This window comes from Bacteroides graminisolvens DSM 19988 = JCM 15093 (assembly GCF_000428125.1).
GTDB classification, from domain to species: domain Bacteria; phylum Bacteroidota; class Bacteroidia; order Bacteroidales; family Bacteroidaceae; genus Bacteroides; species Bacteroides graminisolvens.
Window position 1 is genome coordinate 1 of the sequence record NZ_ATZI01000021.1, and the last position, 16,917, is coordinate 16,917.

The 16,917-nt window shown below is 41.3% G+C and carries 16 protein-coding genes, 1 tRNA gene and 2 rRNA genes; 16 read left to right on the top strand and 3 right to left on the bottom strand.

Annotated features, from left to right (window positions below; translation table 11 throughout):
- The 9 genes from C511_RS0111435 to C511_RS0111475 all read left to right on the top strand — a co-directional run.
- Nucleotides 1-93, top strand: a 23S ribosomal RNA gene (locus C511_RS0111435); the annotation flags it as partial.
- Nucleotides 94-164: 71 nt separating this feature from the next.
- Nucleotides 165-275: ribosomal RNA gene (gene rrf / locus C511_RS0111440) — 5S ribosomal RNA — on the top strand.
- A gap of 197 nt (nt 276-472) precedes the next feature.
- Entirely contained in the window at nt 473-889 is a 417-nt protein-coding gene (locus C511_RS17300) for a hypothetical protein (protein ID WP_148297757.1), read from the top strand.
- 119 nt (nt 890-1,008) lie between these two features.
- Nucleotides 1,009-1,821 (top strand): MotA/TolQ/ExbB proton channel family protein, encoded by an 813-nt coding sequence (locus tag C511_RS0111450; protein WP_027318160.1) that lies wholly within the window; start codon nt 1,009-1,011, stop codon nt 1,819-1,821.
- 25 nt (nt 1,822-1,846) lie between these two features.
- A complete protein-coding gene (locus C511_RS0111455; protein ID WP_024997308.1) occupies nt 1,847-2,452 on the top strand; it encodes an ExbD/TolR family protein in 606 nt (201 codons plus the stop codon).
- 14 nt (nt 2,453-2,466) lie between these two features.
- A complete protein-coding gene (locus tag C511_RS0111460; protein ID WP_027318161.1) occupies nt 2,467-3,123 on the top strand; it encodes an ExbD/TolR family protein in 657 nt (218 codons plus the stop codon).
- A 21-nt stretch (nt 3,124-3,144) separates the two neighbouring features.
- A complete protein-coding gene (locus C511_RS0111465; protein ID WP_024997307.1) occupies nt 3,145-3,960 on the top strand; it encodes an energy transducer TonB in 816 nt (271 codons plus the stop codon).
- 2 nt (nt 3,961-3,962) lie between these two features.
- Nucleotides 3,963-4,904 carry a PstS family phosphate ABC transporter substrate-binding protein gene (locus C511_RS0111470; RefSeq protein WP_024997306.1) on the top strand — a complete coding sequence of 314 codons (942 nt, stop codon included), beginning with the start codon at nt 3,963-3,965 and terminating at the stop codon, nt 4,902-4,904.
- A 23-nt stretch (nt 4,905-4,927) separates the two neighbouring features.
- On the top strand, nt 4,928-6,352 hold the full coding sequence (locus C511_RS0111475; protein ID WP_024997305.1) for a tetratricopeptide repeat protein: 1,425 nt from the start codon (nt 4,928-4,930) through the stop codon (nt 6,350-6,352).
- Between the two features lie 197 nt (nt 6,353-6,549).
- Here C511_RS0111475 and C511_RS0111480 read toward each other — a convergent pair.
- A tRNA-Met gene (locus tag C511_RS0111480) sits at nt 6,550-6,622 on the bottom strand.
- Nucleotides 6,623-6,887: 265 nt separating this feature from the next.
- Between C511_RS0111480 and C511_RS0111485 the strand changes: the two genes are divergently transcribed.
- The 3 genes from C511_RS0111485 to C511_RS0111495 are packed head-to-tail and all read left to right on the top strand — an operon-like array spanning nt 6,888 to nt 8,915.
- Entirely contained in the window at nt 6,888-7,484 is a 597-nt protein-coding gene (locus tag C511_RS0111485) for a TetR/AcrR family transcriptional regulator (protein WP_027318162.1), read from the top strand.
- 9 nt (nt 7,485-7,493) lie between these two features.
- Entirely contained in the window at nt 7,494-8,240 is a 747-nt protein-coding gene (fabG, locus tag C511_RS0111490) for a 3-oxoacyl-[acyl-carrier-protein] reductase (protein ID WP_024997304.1), read from the top strand.
- Between the two features lie 3 nt (nt 8,241-8,243).
- Nucleotides 8,244-8,915, top strand: a complete 672-nt coding sequence (locus C511_RS0111495) for an RluA family pseudouridine synthase (protein WP_024997303.1) — start codon at nt 8,244-8,246, stop codon at nt 8,913-8,915.
- A gap of 80 nt (nt 8,916-8,995) precedes the next feature.
- Here the strand turns inward: C511_RS0111495 and C511_RS0111500 are convergent, their stop codons facing one another.
- Together C511_RS0111500 and C511_RS0111505 are read right to left on the bottom strand one after the other, a co-directional pair.
- Complete coding sequence (locus tag C511_RS0111500; protein WP_024997302.1) at nt 8,996-9,232, bottom strand: hypothetical protein; 237 nt, start codon at nt 9,230-9,232, stop codon at nt 8,996-8,998.
- 278 nt (nt 9,233-9,510) lie between these two features.
- Nucleotides 9,511-10,857: a sigma-54-dependent transcriptional regulator gene (locus tag C511_RS0111505; RefSeq protein ID WP_024997301.1), complete on the bottom strand. Its 1,347-nt coding sequence runs from the start codon at nt 10,855-10,857 to the stop codon at nt 9,511-9,513.
- Between the two features lie 146 nt (nt 10,858-11,003).
- Between C511_RS0111505 and C511_RS0111510 the strand changes: the two genes are divergently transcribed.
- From C511_RS0111510 to C511_RS0111525, 4 genes are read left to right on the top strand one after another with little or no spacing between them, the layout of a single operon-like run.
- Nucleotides 11,004-11,849 carry a peptidylprolyl isomerase gene (locus tag C511_RS0111510; RefSeq protein ID WP_024997300.1) on the top strand — a complete coding sequence of 282 codons (846 nt, stop codon included), beginning with the start codon at nt 11,004-11,006 and terminating at the stop codon, nt 11,847-11,849.
- Between the two features lie 3 nt (nt 11,850-11,852).
- The gene (locus C511_RS0111515) at nt 11,853-13,094 is read left to right on the top strand and encodes a M16 family metallopeptidase (protein WP_034782342.1); all 1,242 of its coding nucleotides are present in this window, start codon (nt 11,853-11,855) and stop codon (nt 13,092-13,094) included.
- 5 nt (nt 13,095-13,099) lie between these two features.
- The gene (locus C511_RS0111520; RefSeq protein WP_024997298.1) at nt 13,100-14,449 is read left to right on the top strand and encodes an MATE family efflux transporter; all 1,350 of its coding nucleotides are present in this window, start codon (nt 13,100-13,102) and stop codon (nt 14,447-14,449) included.
- A complete protein-coding gene (locus C511_RS0111525) occupies nt 14,430-16,748 on the top strand; it encodes an ATP-binding response regulator (RefSeq protein ID WP_027318164.1) in 2,319 nt (772 codons plus the stop codon). The genes C511_RS0111520 and C511_RS0111525 overlap by 20 nt, the downstream gene beginning before the upstream one ends.
- Nucleotides 16,749-16,917 lie beyond the last annotated feature (169 nt).

Below are 16,917 nucleotides of genomic sequence, written 5' to 3' on the forward strand. Positions count from 1 at the left end.
GGGTCGTCAAAGACGATGACGTTGATAGGTTGCAGGTGTATAGATAGAAATATCACAGCCGAGCAATACTAATTGCCCGTTCACTTTCTTCTTGTCAGTATGGTTTTTATATACGTTTAGCTGATTGATTGATTTATTTTTTGTGTACATTATGTCTATCTTATTAAGGTGACTATAGCACAAGGGTTCCACCTCTTCCCATTCCGAACAGAGAAGTTAAGCCTTGTCACGCCGATGGTACTGCGTAACAGTGGGAGAGTAGGTAGTCGCCGTTTTTTGAAGAAGTCCTGCAGCTCAAAGCTGTGGGACTTTTTTGCGTTTAAGGAGGTTATAATTATTAGATTAAAGACTTCCTATTTATGTTTTTTTATACGATTATATCCGACTTAAAAGATGTGAATAATGAATTTGGTATTAATATACTTCGTAATTTTGCCAATGAAAATTCGAATAGCAGAGAGTGATGAAGTTTATGCTTAGATGTCTTTTGTTAATTGCATTGCTGGTACTTCCTTTGAGTGCTGGTGCAAATACTGTATGTGCAGTACATGCATGCAATGAAGCAGCTGAATCGTTTTCATCGGAGGATGAAAGTGCTAGCTTATATTCATCGCTGAATATGGATATGCTCTATAAAACACTGACCGTATCATATGCTGATTTAAGTATAAAAGGAGTTTCAGAATCTCTCTTACATGCAAATCATTATCGTGCACGTCGTGCTGCTGAGTATCTTAGTGCGATAAGAGATTTATTATTGCATTTGAGTATCAGAGAGAATCAGTTAGTTACTGACAGAAGCAAATTATTCTACTCAAATACCTCACACCATTGTCTTTCAGGTGTGTGCGATTATTACGTCTACCTCTTAAGACGAATTCTTATTTAGTTCCAAGACTTTTTTATCTCTAATATGTTTAGCAGGCTTGTATTATCTTGTCTGCTAGGAGATATTATGCTTATCAGAATTATTTTATTTTTAAACATATCTTTTTATACTTACACATTATGGAAACTAATCAAAAAAAAGCTTATTCATTTACAGGTATTAGATCTGCAGGTTTGGTAATTATCTTCTGCTTTATAATTGCAGTATGTATTTATCAGTTCTTATTAGGTAACCCGGCTAACTTTATGAACAATGATCCTAACAATCATCCGCTGCCAGGAAATTTTTTAGGTACTATTTATAAAGGTGGTTTTATTGTTCCGATTATTCAGACCTTGTTACTTACAGTACTTGCGCTAAGTATTGAACGTTACTTTGCTCTTCGTTCTGCTTTTGGCAAAGGTTCTCTTGTAAAGTTCGTTAAGAATATCAAAGAAGCTTTGACAGCTGGTGATCTTAAAAAGGCTCAAGCTATTTGTGACAAACAAAGAGGTTCTGTTGCAAATGTAGTTACGTCTACTCTTCAGAAGTATGATGAAATGGAACGTGATGCGACTCTTTCTAAAGACCAAAAACTATTGGCTATTCAAAAAGAACTGGAAGAAGCTACCGCTTTGGAATTGCCAATGATGGAACAAAATTTACCTATTATCGGTACTATAACGACTTTGGGTACTTTGATGGGGTTGCTTGGTACGGTTATCGGTATGATTCGTTCATTTGCTGCTTTGGCCGCTGGTGGGGCTGCTGATTCAATGGCATTATCGCAAGGTATTTCTGAAGCGTTAATAAATACAGCGTTTGGTATCTTAACAGGTGCTTTAGCAGTAATAGCCTATAACTATTATACTAATAAAATTGATAAACTGACTTATAGCCTTGATGAAGTAGGCTTTTCAATTGTACAAACATTTGCAGCAACTCATAAGTAAGAGTTCATTTTAAACGCTTAAAATTATGGGTAGAGCCAAAATTAAGAAAAAAAGTACTTTCATAGATATGACAGCTATGAGTGATGTTACTGTGCTATTGCTTACCTTCTTCATGTTGACTTCAACATTTGTAAAGAAGGAACCGGTACAAGTAACAACTCCAGCGTCTGTCTCTGAAATTAAGATCCCTGAAAAGGACATCTTGCAAATATTGGTAAATCCCGATGGCAAGATCTTTATGAGCTTGGATAAACAAGCTGATTTAAAAGCAACTTTAGAAGGGATGGGGCAAGAGTATGGTATTACATTTTCTCCGGAACAAATAAAGAAGTTTATGGTTTCAACTACATTTGGTGTACCAATCAAAAGTATGAAAACATATCTTGATTTACCGGCAGAGAAACAAGATGCCGTGCTAAAGAATGAAGGAATTCCTTGTGATAGTGTAGATAATCAATTTAAATCATGGGTTAGGAATGCACGTCTGGTTAATTCCGAATTGCGTATTGCTATCAAAGCAGATGAGTCAACTCCCTATTCGGTAATTAAGAAGGTTATGAATTCACTTCAGGATCTCAGAGAGAATCGATACAACTTGATTACTTCGTTGAAAACAACTTCTGAAAATTAAAAATCGAATAAACTATGAGTGCTGAAGTACAAGAGAGTGGCAATAAAAAGAAAGGCGGAAAGGGTAAGCAGAAAAAAATGACCGTACGTGTCGATTTTACTCCTATGGTTGATATGAATATGCTTCTTATTACTTTCTTTATGTTATGTACCTCGTTGAGCAAACCTCAAACGATGGAGATAAGTATGCCCAGTAATGATAAAGATATAACTGAAGAACAACAAACTAAAGTAAAAGCCTCACAGGCTATAACTTTACTGTTAGGAAGTGATGATAAGTTATATTATTACGAAGGCGAACCAGACTACAAAGATTATTCTTCTTTGAAAGAAACATCTTACAAACCCGACGGAATTCGTTCTTTATTGCTTAAACGTAATAAAGAAGCTGTACGTAAGGTTAATGAGCTGAAACAGAAAAAGTTGAATATGGAAATATCAGAAGAAGAATATACCCAACAGCTCAGTGAAATAAAAAATGGTAAAAATACTCCGGTTGTTATCATTAAAGCTACTGAGAAATCAAAGTATGTAAATCTTATTGATGCGCTTGATGAAATGCAAATATGCAGTATAGGTAAATATGTGATAGTTGATATTACTAGTGGTGACGAATTCTTGCTGAAGAATTTTGAGTCAAGAGGTGGACTTTCACAAAATGTAGCTGATTAACACCTAAAATTAAAGTAAAAAATGGCAAAAATTGATTTGACATCTTCTGAGTGGTGTGAGCTGATATTTAATGGCAAGAATAAAGCCTATGGTGCATATAAAATGCGTGGAGATTCTTCTAAACGTCATAATATGGCTATGATTATTGTTCTTGTCATTGCTTTGATTGGTTTTAGTATACCAACTTTGATACGGTTGGCTACTCCTAAACAGAAAGAGGTGATGACTGAAGTAACTGCTTTGTCGCAATTGGAAGAACCCGAAGTTAAGCAAGATGAAATGAAAAAAGTAGAACCTGTGGCTCCGCCACCTCCTGCTCTGAAAAGTTCTATCAAGTTCACTGCCCCAGTTATAAAAAAAGATTCTGAGGTAGCTGATGAAGATGAAATTAAGAGTCAGGAAGAGTTAACACAGACTAAGGTAAGTATTTCTATTGCCGATGTTAAGGGTAATGACGAAGCTAATGGTAAAGATATTGCAGACTTGAAACAGGTAGTTACACAAGCTCCTGTTGAAGAAGAGAAGGTTTTTGATATGGTTGAGCAGATGCCAACTTTCCCCGGAGGACAAGCTGAGTTGCTCTCTTTTATAGGGAAGAACCTTAAATATCCTACTATTGCACAGGAAAACGGAACTCAGGGTAGAGTTATCTGTCAGTTTATCGTAGGGAAAGATGGTACGGTGCGAGATGTTCAAGTCGTTAAATCTCTTGATCCATATTGTGATAAAGAAGCAATTCGAGTTATTCGTTCTATGCCAAGATGGATTCCTGGTAAGCAAAACGGTAAACCCGTTACAGTAAAATATACAGTACCTATTACATTTAGATTGCAGTAAATATGAAGAAACAGTTTTGGCTTGGCACTTTTGCGCTTGTTATGTTAATTTCAGCGTGTAATAATAAACCGAAAGACGGTTTTACGGATACTTATACTTCAGGGGTAATTGCTATTGCTGCTGATGAAAGTTTCCGGCCAATTATACAAGAGGAAATTGATGTTTTCGAAGGTACTTTTGCCTTGGCTGGAATTGTTCCCAAATTTACAACAGAAGTAAATGCTATTAATCTTCTGCTAAAAGATAGTGTACGTTTGGCTATTGCCACACGTACACTATCGGCGGAAGAAATGAGTTCGTTCCATAGTCGTAAGTTTTTTCCTCGAGAAATAAAATTGGCAACGGATGGTTTGGCTCTGATTATTAACCGAGCCAATAAAGATTCATTGATTAGTCTGCGTGATATAAAACGTATGCTGACTGGTGAGGTGAAAACCTGGAAAGAAATTTACCCTTCTTCATCTTTAAAAAACATTCAAGTTGTATTTGATAATAAAAACTCAAGTACGGTTCGTTTTGCAGTAGACTCTATCTGTAAAGGCAAAAAGCTTTCAAAAGATCTCAAAGCATTGAATAATAATCAAGAGGTTATTGATTTTGTTGCTCAAAACTCGCATGCAATAGGGGTGATTGGAGTTAATTGGTTAGGTAATCGGAGTGACACAACGAATTTATCATTCAGAAACGAAATCAGGGTAATGTCTGTGAGCGAAGACGATATTGCAACGAAGGATAATAGCTATAAACCTTATCAAGCTTATTTGTTTTATGGTGATTATCCGTTAACTCGTAGCATTTACATTTTACTCAACGATCCTCGCAATGCTTTACCTTGGGGATTTGCGTCTTTTCTAACATCAGATAAAGGACAAAGGATTATATTGAAATCAGGCTTAGTGCCTGCTACCCAACCAGTACGTGTGGTAGATATTAAAGATGAATAACATAGTAACTTAAATACATAGTAATGAAAAGACTTTATATTTTTTTATTAGGGCTTTTTTTAGTCGCCGGTACACTTTGGGCGCAGTCGGCCGATAGCGATTGGCAAAATCGCTTGGATCGTATAAAAGAATTAATTACGACTAATCCACAACAAGCTTCAGATGAGTTGGGGCAACTTATTAAAGGGAAGAATAAAAAAGATCCTGCATTACTTGTTGCTGTCGCTCGTGTTTATTTTGATGCGATGCAGATAACTGAAGCTCAGAAGTACGTTGAATATGCCAAAAAAGCAAATAATAAATTTCCAGGTATATATGTACTTGAGGGCGATATTGCACTAACAAAACAAGATGCTGGGACTGCATGCCAGTTCTATGAACAGGCCATATATTTTGATTCAAATTGCAAAGAAGCTTATTTAAAATATGCTCAAGTATATAAGGATGCCAGTCCCGAACAGGCTATTGACAAACTTCTTCAATTAAAGGAGATGGCTCCTGATTATTTACCGGTTTATAAGGCTCTTGCCAATATCTATTATAGTCGTAATCGTTTTTCTCAAGCTATAGAAGCTTATTCATCTTTCATTCATACGACCGAGGCCAAGGAAGATGACATGGTAAAATATGCATTTGCGTTATTTTTAAACCATGATTTTGAAAAGTCACTAGAAGTAGCACGTATGGGCGTAGAGAAAAATGCAAAAAACACTACTTTCTACCGCTTGATAATGTATAACCTTACTGATTTAAAGAAATATGATGAAGGGATTGTGGCTGCTGATTCTTTCTTCAATCATCCCGAAAAATCAGACTTTACTTATTTGGATTACATGTACTATGGTCACCTACTCAGTGAAAGTAAAAAATATAATGAGGCAATAGCTCAATATCAGAATGCCTTGAAACTTGACACTACAAAGATTGATTTGTGGAGAGAGATTTCATCTTCTTATGAGAGCCTAAACGATTATACAGGCTCTATTGAAGCTTATACAAAATATTTGAGCTTACAATCTTCGGAAAAACAAACACCGGATTTACTATTTCAATTAGGTAAGCTGTATTACGGTGAAGGAACTACAAAATCAGTAAGTAGCGCTGAGAAAATCACAAGTTTACAAAAGGCTGATTCTGTATTTACAATTATTACCCAGAAAGCTGCTGATAGTTATTTGGGCTATTTTTGGCGTGCGCGAACTAACTCGGCGTTAGATCCGGAAACAACTCAAGGGTTAGCTAAACCTTACTACGAGTCGGTGATTTCATTGTTGGCTAGTAAGAATGACGCTCGTTATAATTCTGTTTTAGTAGAATGCTATAGCTATTTGGGATATTATTGTTTAGTTAACAATGCTGTAGCTCAATCAAAAGAATTTTGGAACAAAATATTGGCTATCGACCCTGCTAACGCTACTGCAAAGAAAGCATTGGAAGGCATCAAATAGTAATTTTTAGTTGTTTGTCGTTGTTAATGAAAAGGTTGTTTTAGGACAGCCTTTTCTCTTTTGTGTTTGGGTGAACCATCTTTATGCTTAAATGGCAATCCCTCAGGATTTCGGTATGATCCATGATCCCATCTATTTTTAATATGGTACAAATAAATAAGGCATTCCAAAAGGAATGCCTTATTTGCTGAACTTAGTTGCGGAGGCCTGACTCGAACAGACGACCTTTGGGTTATGAGCCCAACGAGCTACCAACTGCTCCACTCCGCGATATTTTGATGATGCAAAGGTACTACAATCTATTTAAATAGCAAACTTTTCTATGGATATTTTTTGCATTTATTTTATAAATCATCTCAATGGTCTGATTCCTAGGCGTATATGGATTCGTTTGATAATTATTTATTTTATATAAAATCTATGTATATTGATTTGAATCGTGTTTTAAAGCGAATAAATACTTTATTTCTTGTAAGATTTAACTAAAAGGAGTATTTTTGCTCACATTATTCAGCAATGTGCAATTTATCAATCTATGACAGTATCAAAAACCAAAGCTAAGTTGGTTGACGTAGCTCGTCAACTGTTTGCTAAAATGGGAGTGGAGAATACGACCATGAATGATATTGCTGTGGCCTCTAAGAAAGGTAGAAGAACTCTTTATACTTATTTTAAAAGTAAAGATGAGATCTATTTAGCCGTAGTAGAATCAGAATTGGATATTCTTTCTGATGTGATGAAGCGTGTTGCCGAAAAGAATATATCGCCCGACGAAAAGATAATAGAAATGATTTATACCCGCTTGGATGCTGTAAAGGAAGTCGTTTTCCGTAATGGTACGCTTCGGGCAAATTTCTTTCGCGACATTTGGAAAGTGGAGAAAGTGCGTAAGCGCTTTGATGCAAAAGAAATCCAGCTATTCAGAGCTGTGTTACAGGAAGGAAAAGATAAAGGAGTCTTTCTTATTGACAATGTTGAAATGACTGCTTTATTGGTTCATTATTGTGTGAAGGGCATTGAGGTACCATATATCCGTGGACAGATTGGTGCCAATCTTGATGTGGCTACGCGAAAAAAATATGTTTCCAACATTGTGTTTGGAGCACTACATAAAACTGAAATTAATAAATAATAAATTAGTATGGGATTATTAAGTGGAAAAACAGCCATTGTGACTGGTGCTGCAAGAGGTATTGGTAAGGCTATCGCTTTAAAGTTTGCGTCTGAAGGTGCTAATGTTGCATTCACCGATTTGGTTATTGACGAAAACGCTCAAAATACTGAAAAAGAACTTGCAGCCTTAGGTGTTAAAGTAAAAGGATATGCTTCTAATGCAGCCAATTTTGAAGATACTGCAAAAGTTGTTGCCGAGATACACAAAGATTTCGGAAGCATTGATATTTTGGTTAATAATGCCGGAATTACTCGTGATGGCTTGATGATGCGTATGACTGAACAACAGTGGGATATGGTTATCAACGTGAACTTGAAATCTGCTTTTAACTTTATTCATGCATGTACACCTATAATGATGCGTCAAAAAACAGGCAGTATCATTAATATGGCTTCTGTAGTTGGTGTATCGGGAAATGCCGGTCAAAGCAATTATTCAGCATCAAAAGCTGGTATGATAGGTTTGGCAAAATCTGTTGCTAAAGAATTAGGTTCACGTGGTGTACGCGCCAATGCTATTGCTCCCGGTTTCATTATTACTGAGATGACAGCTGTTCTTTCAGAAGAGGTGAAGGCTGAATGGGCAAAACAAATTCCTTTGCGTCGTGGAGGAACACCTGAAGATGTAGCAAATGTAGCAACATTCTTGGCTTCTGATCTTTCTTCTTATGTAACCGGTCAGGTTATTCACTGTTGTGGTGGAATGAATATGTAGTAAATGACTGTTGTTTACGAAGATAATCATATTATAGTAGTTAATAAGACCAGCTCTGAGATTGTGCAGGGTGACAAGACCGGTGATATACCTCTTTCTGAAACGGTAAAGCAGTATCTGAAGGAAAAGTATCAGAAGCCCGGTAATGTTTTTGTTGGGGTTACCCATCGCTTGGATCGTCCGGTGAGTGGTCTTGTTGTTTTTGCTAAAACCAGCAAAGCTCTTTCACGCTTGAATGAAATGTTCAAGAACAGTGAGGTGAAGAAAACCTATTGGGCCATTGTGAAAGAGTGTCCGCGAGAGCTGGAGGGTGAGTTGGTGCATTATTTGGTGCGTAATGAAAAGCAGAATAAGAGTTACGCATACGATAAGGAAGTGCCTGACTCAAAGAAAGCCATTTTGCATTATCGTTTGATTGCCCGTTCACAGAATTATAACTTGTTAGAGGTTGACCTGAAGACAGGCAGACATCATCAAATACGATGCCAGTTGGCAAAAATGGGATGTCCTATTAAAGGGGATTTAAAGTATGGTTTTGCCCGTTCTAATCCCGATGGAAGTATTTGCTTGCATGCTCGTAGAATATCTTTTATTCATCCGGTATCCAAAGAGCAGATAGACCTTGAGGCTCCGGTTCCGCCCGGTAGTCTTTGGAATGGATTCAGCTTTCTATAAAGTCAATAAGTAACACATAAAAAAACCGTCCCCTGAATAGACAAAGTAGGGACGGTTTTTTTATATAAGTATGCTTACTGTTATTCGGCAGACTGAGCAGGAGTTTCACCTGTTGCAGGAGCGTCTTTAGCAGGCTCTTCTGACTTAGGTTCCTCTTTTACAGTATCTTCCTGAGCAGGCTCTTCAGTTACTGTACTGTCAGTTTTGTTCTCGTTTTGCTCTGTTACCGGTTGGTTCTTCTTTACCGGATCTTGTGCAAGAGCAAAGATGGAAGTTCCACATAGGAACATGGCCACCAATAATACTAACTTTTTCATAATCATTTGCTTTAAAAATTGTTTATACTTAATTTACATTCTGTTTATTGAATAACTTCTGTAAAAGTATAACCAAATGCTGTGCCATAAATAAGCGTGCAGCTTTAAATGCTTGAAAACCAGCCTGTAATAGGCTTTGTGGTGACATTTAGGAGAATGTGGCACTCTGTAGAATCCTGTGGAAGTTGAGGCATATTTGTGGAATAGTTCCACAAATAGAGGCGCATCGCTAACATTGTTGGCTGTTTGCTGAGCGTTGAGTTTAATTATCCATCTTATTAAAGACCTATTTCGTATAGTTTGAGCTTATTATATAATGTCTTTCTATCAATGCCCAAAAGCTGTGCAGCCTTGCTTTTGTTATTTGCAGTTTGTCTTAAAGCTTCGAGTATTTGTTGTTTCTCAGTATCTTCATTCTTAAGTGCTAGCGTAGGAGCAGCAGGAGTCAGCAACTCAGTTCCCAGTTCAGTTAATGAAATATACTCTTGTTCCGCCAGCAAAGTAGCTCTTTTAATGATGTTTTTCATCTGACGCAGATTGCCGGGCCAGTGATACCCTTGCAAAGCAGCCGAAGCTTTCATATCAAATCCGGTAACATGTTTCCCCAGTTCCCTGTTTGCCTGATCTAAGAAAAAGTTGGCAAAGAGCAAAATGTCTTCTTTTCGTTCTTTTAATTCCGGAATAGGCAGCATAAATTCATTGATGCGATGAAACAAATCTTCTCTGAAGTTCCCTTTTTCAATGGCCTCTTCCAAGTTCTCGTTTGTGGCCGCTACGAGACGAATGTCAACCGGTATCTCTTCGTTGGATCCTACCGGGCGCACTCTTCTTTCCTGCAAAGCCCTCAGCAACTGTACTTGTACCTCATAACTAAGGTTTCCAATCTCATCAAGAAAAAGAGTTCCGCCATTGGCCGAAACAAAAGCGCCGGTTTTATCTGTCAACGCTCCGGTAAAGGCTCCTTTTTTGTGCCCGAAAAATTCGGAGGCAGCCAGCTCTTTAGGCATGGCGCCACAATCTATTGCCATAAAAGGCGCATCATTGCGATGACTTAACTGATGAATGAGATGTGCGATGTGTTCTTTCCCTGTTCCACTGGCACCAATCAGCAAAACAGACATGTTGGTAGGTGCTACCAGTTCCACATAACGATATAATTGTTTGGCGGCGTCACTTTCTCCTTTTAGATAACCCGCTGCAAGTTCCGCTTTCGCTGTGCCGGTTGATGAGGGCGTTGGCTGGTTTGGTGTTGTTTTCACTTCAACCGGTTCAAGAGCCTCATTCATTTTCTTCAATAACTCATCCGGATTAACAGGCTTGGCTACGTAATCTTTCGCACCTAGTTTAATGGCTTGCACGGCCGATTGGATGTCAGCATAGCCCGTCATTATAATCAGCGGAACCGGCGTTGCTTTAGCTGTGAGCCATTTGAGCAGATCAATCCCGTCGCGGTCGGGCAGCCGTAGGTCAGACAAAATCAGATCAACTTTTTCCGCAGCAATTACTTTTTGTGCATTGGCTACGCTACTAGCAGAAAAAACAAGGAACCCCTTCTTGGTTAACCAGGTTTTCAACATCATTCCGAAGGTGATGTCATCTTCAACTATGAGTACCGACTTTGTCATTTTGTTGTTTTTAGTGCATTAAACGAACTACAAAGTTAAAAAGTTTTAGTCTAACTTCTATATCACATAGGTATTATTAAGAAGTTTTGTTGGAAGTGAACGTACTAAAGTAGTACTTTTGCAGTAATTTTTAATCTTGAAACAGTATGAAAAAGAATACTATACTTTTATTAATCATTCTGGCGGGCGGGCTTATGGCGTGTCAGTCGGGCAATAAGAAACAAACCAATATGGATCAAAACAAAGAAACGCTGTTGAAAATAGAGACAAGCATGGGAGATATTACGGTGAAGTTATATAACGAGACACCCCGTCATCGCGACAACTTCATTAAGCTGGCCGAAGAAGGTACTTATGAAGGAACCCTTTTCCATCGTGTTATTAAAGATTTTATGATTCAGGCCGGCGATCCCGAATCTAAAAACGCTCCCAAAGGAAAGATGCTGGGCTCAGGAGATGTTGGTTACACTCTTCCGGCCGAGTTTGTGTATCCTAAATATTTTCATAAGAAAGGCGTATTGAGTGCTGCCCGTCAGGGAGATAATGTAAACCCGGAAAAAGCTTCATCGGGCTGTCAGTTTTATATTGTTACCGGACAAGTATACAGCGACTCCACTTTGTTGAGCATGGAGCAAAAGCTGAACGAAAACAAACTGGCTACAGTCTTTAATGCGTTGGCGCAGAAGCACATGAAAGATATATATAAGATGCGTAAGGCAAACGACGAGGAAGGTTTGTATGACTTGCAAGAAAAACTCTACGCTCAGGCAGAAGCTGAAGTTGCCAAACAGCCACAGTTCCACTTTACTCCGGAACAAGTGAAAGCATATACAACGGTAGGCGGAACCCCCCATCTAGATAATGAATATACCGTCTTTGGAGAAGTTGTTGAAGGAATGGACGTGGTAGATAAAATTCAGCAGGTAAAAACAGATCGCAGCGACCGTCCTCAAGAAGATGTGAAGATTATTAAAGTATCTGTAATTGATTAATTGATGTTGCAGATAAACAAACATACTTTGGCCAACGGTCTGAAGCTCGTTCACAATCGAGATGCGAGCACGCAGATGGTGGCACTAAACGTACTTTATCAGGTAGGTGCAAGAGATGAGCATCCGGATCATACCGGGTTTGCTCATCTCTTTGAGCATCTTATGTTTGGCGGTTCGCAAAACATTCCCGATTATGATACGCCTCTGCAACTGGCCGGTGGAGAAAACAATGCCTGGACTAACAATGACATCACCAACTATTACCTTACAGTACCTAAACAAAATGTAGAAATAGGCTTTTGGCTGGAGTCCGACAGGATGCTTTGCCTTGACTTTAGCTCTAAAAGTCTGGAGGTGCAGCGCGGCGTAGTGATGGAAGAGTTCAAGCAGCGATGCCTCAACCGCCCTTACGGTGATACAGGCCACCTGCTTCGTCCGCTCGTTTACAAGGAACATCCTTACCAATGGCCTACTATTGGCAAAGAACTGAATCACATTGCGCAAGCAACGCTCCAAGAAGTTGAAGATTTCTTCTTTAGCTTTTATGCGCCCAACAATGCCATACTTGCCGTGACCGGCAACATCACTTTTGAAGAAGCTGTGCGGTTAGCGGAGAAATGGTTCGGCCCTATTCCCCGAAGAGAACTGAAAAAGCGCAACCTTCCTGCTGAACCTCAGCAGACAGAAGAAAGGCGTCTGACGGTAGAGCGTAACGTGCCCATTGAATCTCTGTACATGGCTTTCCGGATGTGTGACCGTATGCACCCGGATTACTATGCTTACGATATTTTATCGGACATACTCAGTAACGGAAGATCAAGCCGACTCATTCAGCATTTGGTGCACGACCGGCAGATCTTCTCCAGCATTGACGCCCACATCTCGGGTAGTATTGACGCCGGTTTGTTTCATATCACCGGCAAGCCCGCCAACGGAGTTAGCCTGGAAGATGCCGAGAAAGCTGTTTGGGAAGAACTACAGATAATAAGTAACGAGCTGATTGACGAGGAAGAACTCGAGAAGGTGAAAAACAAATTTGAGTCCACACAAATATTCGGCAACCTCAACTACCTCAACGTGGCAACTAATTTAGCCTGGTTCGAGATGTTGAGTCGTGCGGAAGACATGGATAAAGAAGTGGAAAATTACCGTGCCGTGACCTCACAGCAACTGATGGATGTAGCCCGTAAGGCTTTTACACGAACTAATTATTCCGTACTTATATATAAAAAAATAGAGTCGTAATGACAATGAACCAACCAAAGAACATGATTTCGAACGCCGGACATTACAAAGCGCTTATTTATCTGGGATGGCCTATCATCATCGGACAGGTAGGTGTTATCGTATTAAGCTTTGCCGATACCCTAATGATAGGGCATCACAGCACACCCGAACTGGGAGCCGCGTCGTTTGTAAATAACATGTTTAACTTGGGAATCATTTTCTGCACCGGTTTCTCGTACGGATTAACACCGGTAATCGGAGAATTCTATGGCAGCAAGAAGTTTCACGAAGCAGGTGCGGCATTGAAATCGAGCCTGCTGGCCAACACACTGGTTGGTTTATTGCTTACCTTATTCTTTTATATTCTTTATCTCAACGTGGGGAACCTGGGGCAACCGGCGGAACTCATTCCACTCATTAAGCCCTATTACCTCACCTTGTTGGCCTCGCTGGTATTCATTATGCTGTTTAACGGTTTCAAACAATTTGCCGACGGCATAACCGATACCAAAACAGCCATGTGGATTTTGCTGGCGGGCAATACCATGAACATCATCGGCAATTACCTGCTCATCTACGGAAAGTTCGGATTCCCCGAGATGGGTTTGCTGGGTGCCGGCATCAGTACCCTGTTTTCGCGCATAGCCATGCTGGCTGCTTTCGTGTGGATCTTTTTTCTAAGTAAACGTTACACCCGTTACAAAATAGGCTTCTTCCGTTCCGTTCGGCTATCGGGAACGTTTCGCCGACTCAATGCCCTTGGCTGGCCCATCGGTTTGCAAATGGGCATGGAAACAGCCTCGTTTAACCTTAGTGCCGTAATGATTGGTTGGCTGGGAACGTTTCCGCTGGCGGCGCACCAAATTATGTGCACCATCTCCACCGTGGCATTCTTGGTGTACTATGGCATGGGAGCCGCTGTAGCAGTTAGGGTGAGTCACTTTAGCGGGCAGAACGATTGGGCGAATGTGCGTCGGGTGGCTTATTCCGGTTTGCGAATCATCCTTGTGTTGGCCGTCTCCATCTCGTCCGTGCTCTTCCTTTTGCGTAATGTCATGGGCGGTTGGTTTACAGAAAGCACAGAAGTCTCTGCGCTGGTGGCAACCCTGATGATACCGATGCTGCTGTTTCAGTTTGGCGATGGCCTGCAGATTACCTTTGCCAATGCTCTTCGCGGGGTGGCCGATGTGAAACCGATGATGTTTATTGCCTTTATTTCTTATTTTATTATATCTTTGCCTCTGGGGTATTTCTTCGGTTTTGTGCTTCACTGGGGCACCGTGGGCGTGTGGATGGCACTTCCGTTCGGCTTAACTAGTGCAGGCGTCATGTTCTGGTTACGATTTAGAAAGCATGCAAAAGGTAAAGAATGACATAGTTACTAAAATGAAAGTTGCAGCCGGTTATTTGTTTTTGCTGGCCGCACTGTTCTTTTCTTTGTTGTTTATCTATAACGAAATGCAGAGTCTGGTTGCTTCGGATACGGAAGAAAGTTCAAAAACCGACAGTCTGCTGCTCCTCTTGCGCGAGAAAGACAACAATACCATTGCCATGCTGCAAGAACTGAGTAATGCCAACAGTTCCTTATTGTCTACACAAGATTTAGAGCGCATCATCTCCGAGCAAGACAGAGACATCAATCGGCAGCGCGTGCAGCATCGTGTAATCACCAAGCGCGATTCGGTGATAAGACCCGTTAAGAAGAAAGGATTCTTTAAGCGCCTGGCCGAAGCGTTTGTGCCTTCCAAAGATACTGCCGTTGTGCTTAATACCTCCCTCGAATTCAGAACAGATACGGTGCTGCAACCTTATAATGCGGCCGATTCTTTGCACCAGAAAATACGCCGCATCAGTCAGATAAAACAAAAGGCGCGCAAGGCACAAGCCGCCAATAACTCACTGCTTCAACAAACTGACAGCATACTGAGCATGCGGATAGACAGCCTGATCAAAGGACTGGAACAGGAAGTCAGCGAACGAAGTCTGCAACAGGCACAGCTGGGGCGCGAGGTGCGGCAACGCTCCATACAAACCATCGGTTTTATAGCGCTGGGAGCCGTATTGTTGTCGGTCATCTTCCTTACACTCATTTGGCGCGACATTACCCGCAGTAACCGTTACCGAAAAGAGTTGGAGAAAGCCAATAAACGGGCGGGCGAACTGCTCGAAGCGCGCGAGAAGATGATGCTGACCATTACACATGATTTCAAAGCACCGTTGGGTTCCATTATGGGATACACCGATTTGCTTGCCCGACTTGTTGCCGACGATCGGCAGGCGTTCTATTTGGAAAACATGAAAAGCTCGTCGGAACACCTGTTGAAGCTGGTGACAGATTTGCTCGACTTCCACCGTCTGGACCTCAACAAGACCGAAGTGAATAACATCACGTTTAATCCCGCTCACCTGTTTGACGAAATTAAAGTGAGCTTCACACCACTTGCCCGCGCTAAACAGCTGCAACTGATTTGTGAGACAGACCCTGCACTTAACGGTTATTTTAAAGGTGATCCGTTGCGCATACGGCAAATAGCCAACAATCTTCTGTCCAACGCGGTAAAGTTTACCGCCAGCGGTAGTGTTACTTTGCATACGGATTACCAAGAAGGCTACTTGCACCTCACCGTAACCGATACGGGTAAAGGCATGGAAGAAGCCGACAAACAGCGCATTTTTCAAGAATTCACCCGCCTTCCCGGTGCGCAGGGAGAAGAAGGTTTCGGCCTGGGACTTTCCATCGTGCACAAGCTGGTGCATCTGCTCAAAGGGAACATCGAAGTGGAATCGCAGCCCGGGCAGGGAAGTTCGTTTCGCGTTACGCTGCCACTCCCCATGGTGGATAAGGGCGACAAAGAAGATGCACTTTCCGAAGGACCACGTGAACCACAGTGGGCAACCCCCACCGTTCCCGGTACGAACCTCCGCGTGCTGCTGATTGACGATGACAAAATACAACTCAACCTCACGGCTTCCATGCTGGAAGCCTACGGCATATCGGCTACCTGTTGCGAGCAGCTGGAAGAACTCACGAACCAATTGCGCGAAAACACATTCGATGTGTTGCTGACCGACGTACAGATGCCCGCCATCAACGGATTCGATTTACTAAAACTCCTTCGTGCATCGAACATTGCTCAGGCAAAGAACATACCCATGGTGGCGGTTACTGCCCGAAGTGATATGAGTGAAGAATCTTTCCGTGAGCACGGTTTCGCGGGCCGTCTGCATAAACCTTTCACCGTACAGGAACTGCTTGAAGTATTGAAGTGCACCAGTCGGGAAGTGCCTACATTTGTTGCACCCGCTGAGGCTGTAGAAAATCGTGTCGGGCGGTTTGACTTTGACGCTTTGCTGGCCTTCTCGGCCGATGATGCCGAGGCAGCGCTGAGCATCATAGACAGCTTTATTACTGAAACCCGTAAGAATCAGGCGTTGCTGACCGAAGCCGGGCAGACTGCCGATGCCGACAAGGTAGCTGCCTTGGCACACAAAATGCTTCCGTTGTTCACCCTGTTGCAAGCTGCTGAGGCCGCTGCTTTGCTTGCTTGGCTGGAACAACAAAGAGGAACCGCTTATTGCGAGGAAATAAACACCAAGATTGCTGCTGCGTTGCGTGCCACTGAAGAGGTAGTGGAACAGGCATTACTCATCAAAAGTCAATATACGCTGTAACCGGAGGTGTAACAACCCGCACGAAACACAGGCAGCCGTTTTTTGAAATGCCGGTTGCAATGATCCGATTTGCTCGTTTACAATTTCTTTCTACACCCGGGTGTACAGTTGCTGTACACCCCCATGTACAGACCTTGTACACCCGGGTCTACAAAGGTTGTACACCCGG

What these genes read in the sequence shown, in the direction of transcription:
- C511_RS17300 (WP_148297757.1), top strand. Translation starts at nt 473, where the DNA reads ATGCTTAGATGTCTTTTGTTAATTGCATTGCTGGTACTTCCTTTGAGT.
- C511_RS0111450 (WP_027318160.1), top strand. Translation starts at nt 1,009, where the DNA reads ATGGAAACTAATCAAAAAAAAGCTTATTCATTTACAGGTATTAGATCT.
- C511_RS0111455 (WP_024997308.1), top strand. Translation starts at nt 1,847, where the DNA reads ATGGGTAGAGCCAAAATTAAGAAAAAAAGTACTTTCATAGATATGACA.
- C511_RS0111460 (WP_027318161.1), top strand. Translation starts at nt 2,467, where the DNA reads ATGAGTGCTGAAGTACAAGAGAGTGGCAATAAAAAGAAAGGCGGAAAG.
- C511_RS0111465 (WP_024997307.1), top strand. Translation starts at nt 3,145, where the DNA reads ATGGCAAAAATTGATTTGACATCTTCTGAGTGGTGTGAGCTGATATTT.
- C511_RS0111470 (WP_024997306.1), top strand. Translation starts at nt 3,963, where the DNA reads ATGAAGAAACAGTTTTGGCTTGGCACTTTTGCGCTTGTTATGTTAATT.
- C511_RS0111475 (WP_024997305.1), top strand. Translation starts at nt 4,928, where the DNA reads ATGAAAAGACTTTATATTTTTTTATTAGGGCTTTTTTTAGTCGCCGGT.
- C511_RS0111485 (WP_027318162.1), top strand. Translation starts at nt 6,888, where the DNA reads ATGACAGTATCAAAAACCAAAGCTAAGTTGGTTGACGTAGCTCGTCAA.
- fabG (WP_024997304.1), top strand. Translation starts at nt 7,494, where the DNA reads ATGGGATTATTAAGTGGAAAAACAGCCATTGTGACTGGTGCTGCAAGA.
- C511_RS0111495 (WP_024997303.1), top strand. Translation starts at nt 8,244, where the DNA reads ATGACTGTTGTTTACGAAGATAATCATATTATAGTAGTTAATAAGACC.
- C511_RS0111500 (WP_024997302.1), bottom strand. Translation starts at nt 9,232, where the DNA reads ATGAAAAAGTTAGTATTATTGGTGGCCATGTTCCTATGTGGAACTTCC.
- C511_RS0111505 (WP_024997301.1), bottom strand. Translation starts at nt 10,857, where the DNA reads ATGACAAAGTCGGTACTCATAGTTGAAGATGACATCACCTTCGGAATG.
- C511_RS0111510 (WP_024997300.1), top strand. Translation starts at nt 11,004, where the DNA reads ATGAAAAAGAATACTATACTTTTATTAATCATTCTGGCGGGCGGGCTT.
- C511_RS0111515 (WP_034782342.1), top strand. Translation starts at nt 11,853, where the DNA reads ATGTTGCAGATAAACAAACATACTTTGGCCAACGGTCTGAAGCTCGTT.
- C511_RS0111520 (WP_024997298.1), top strand. Translation starts at nt 13,100, where the DNA reads ATGAACCAACCAAAGAACATGATTTCGAACGCCGGACATTACAAAGCG.
- C511_RS0111525 (WP_027318164.1), top strand. Translation starts at nt 14,430, where the DNA reads ATGCAAAAGGTAAAGAATGACATAGTTACTAAAATGAAAGTTGCAGCC.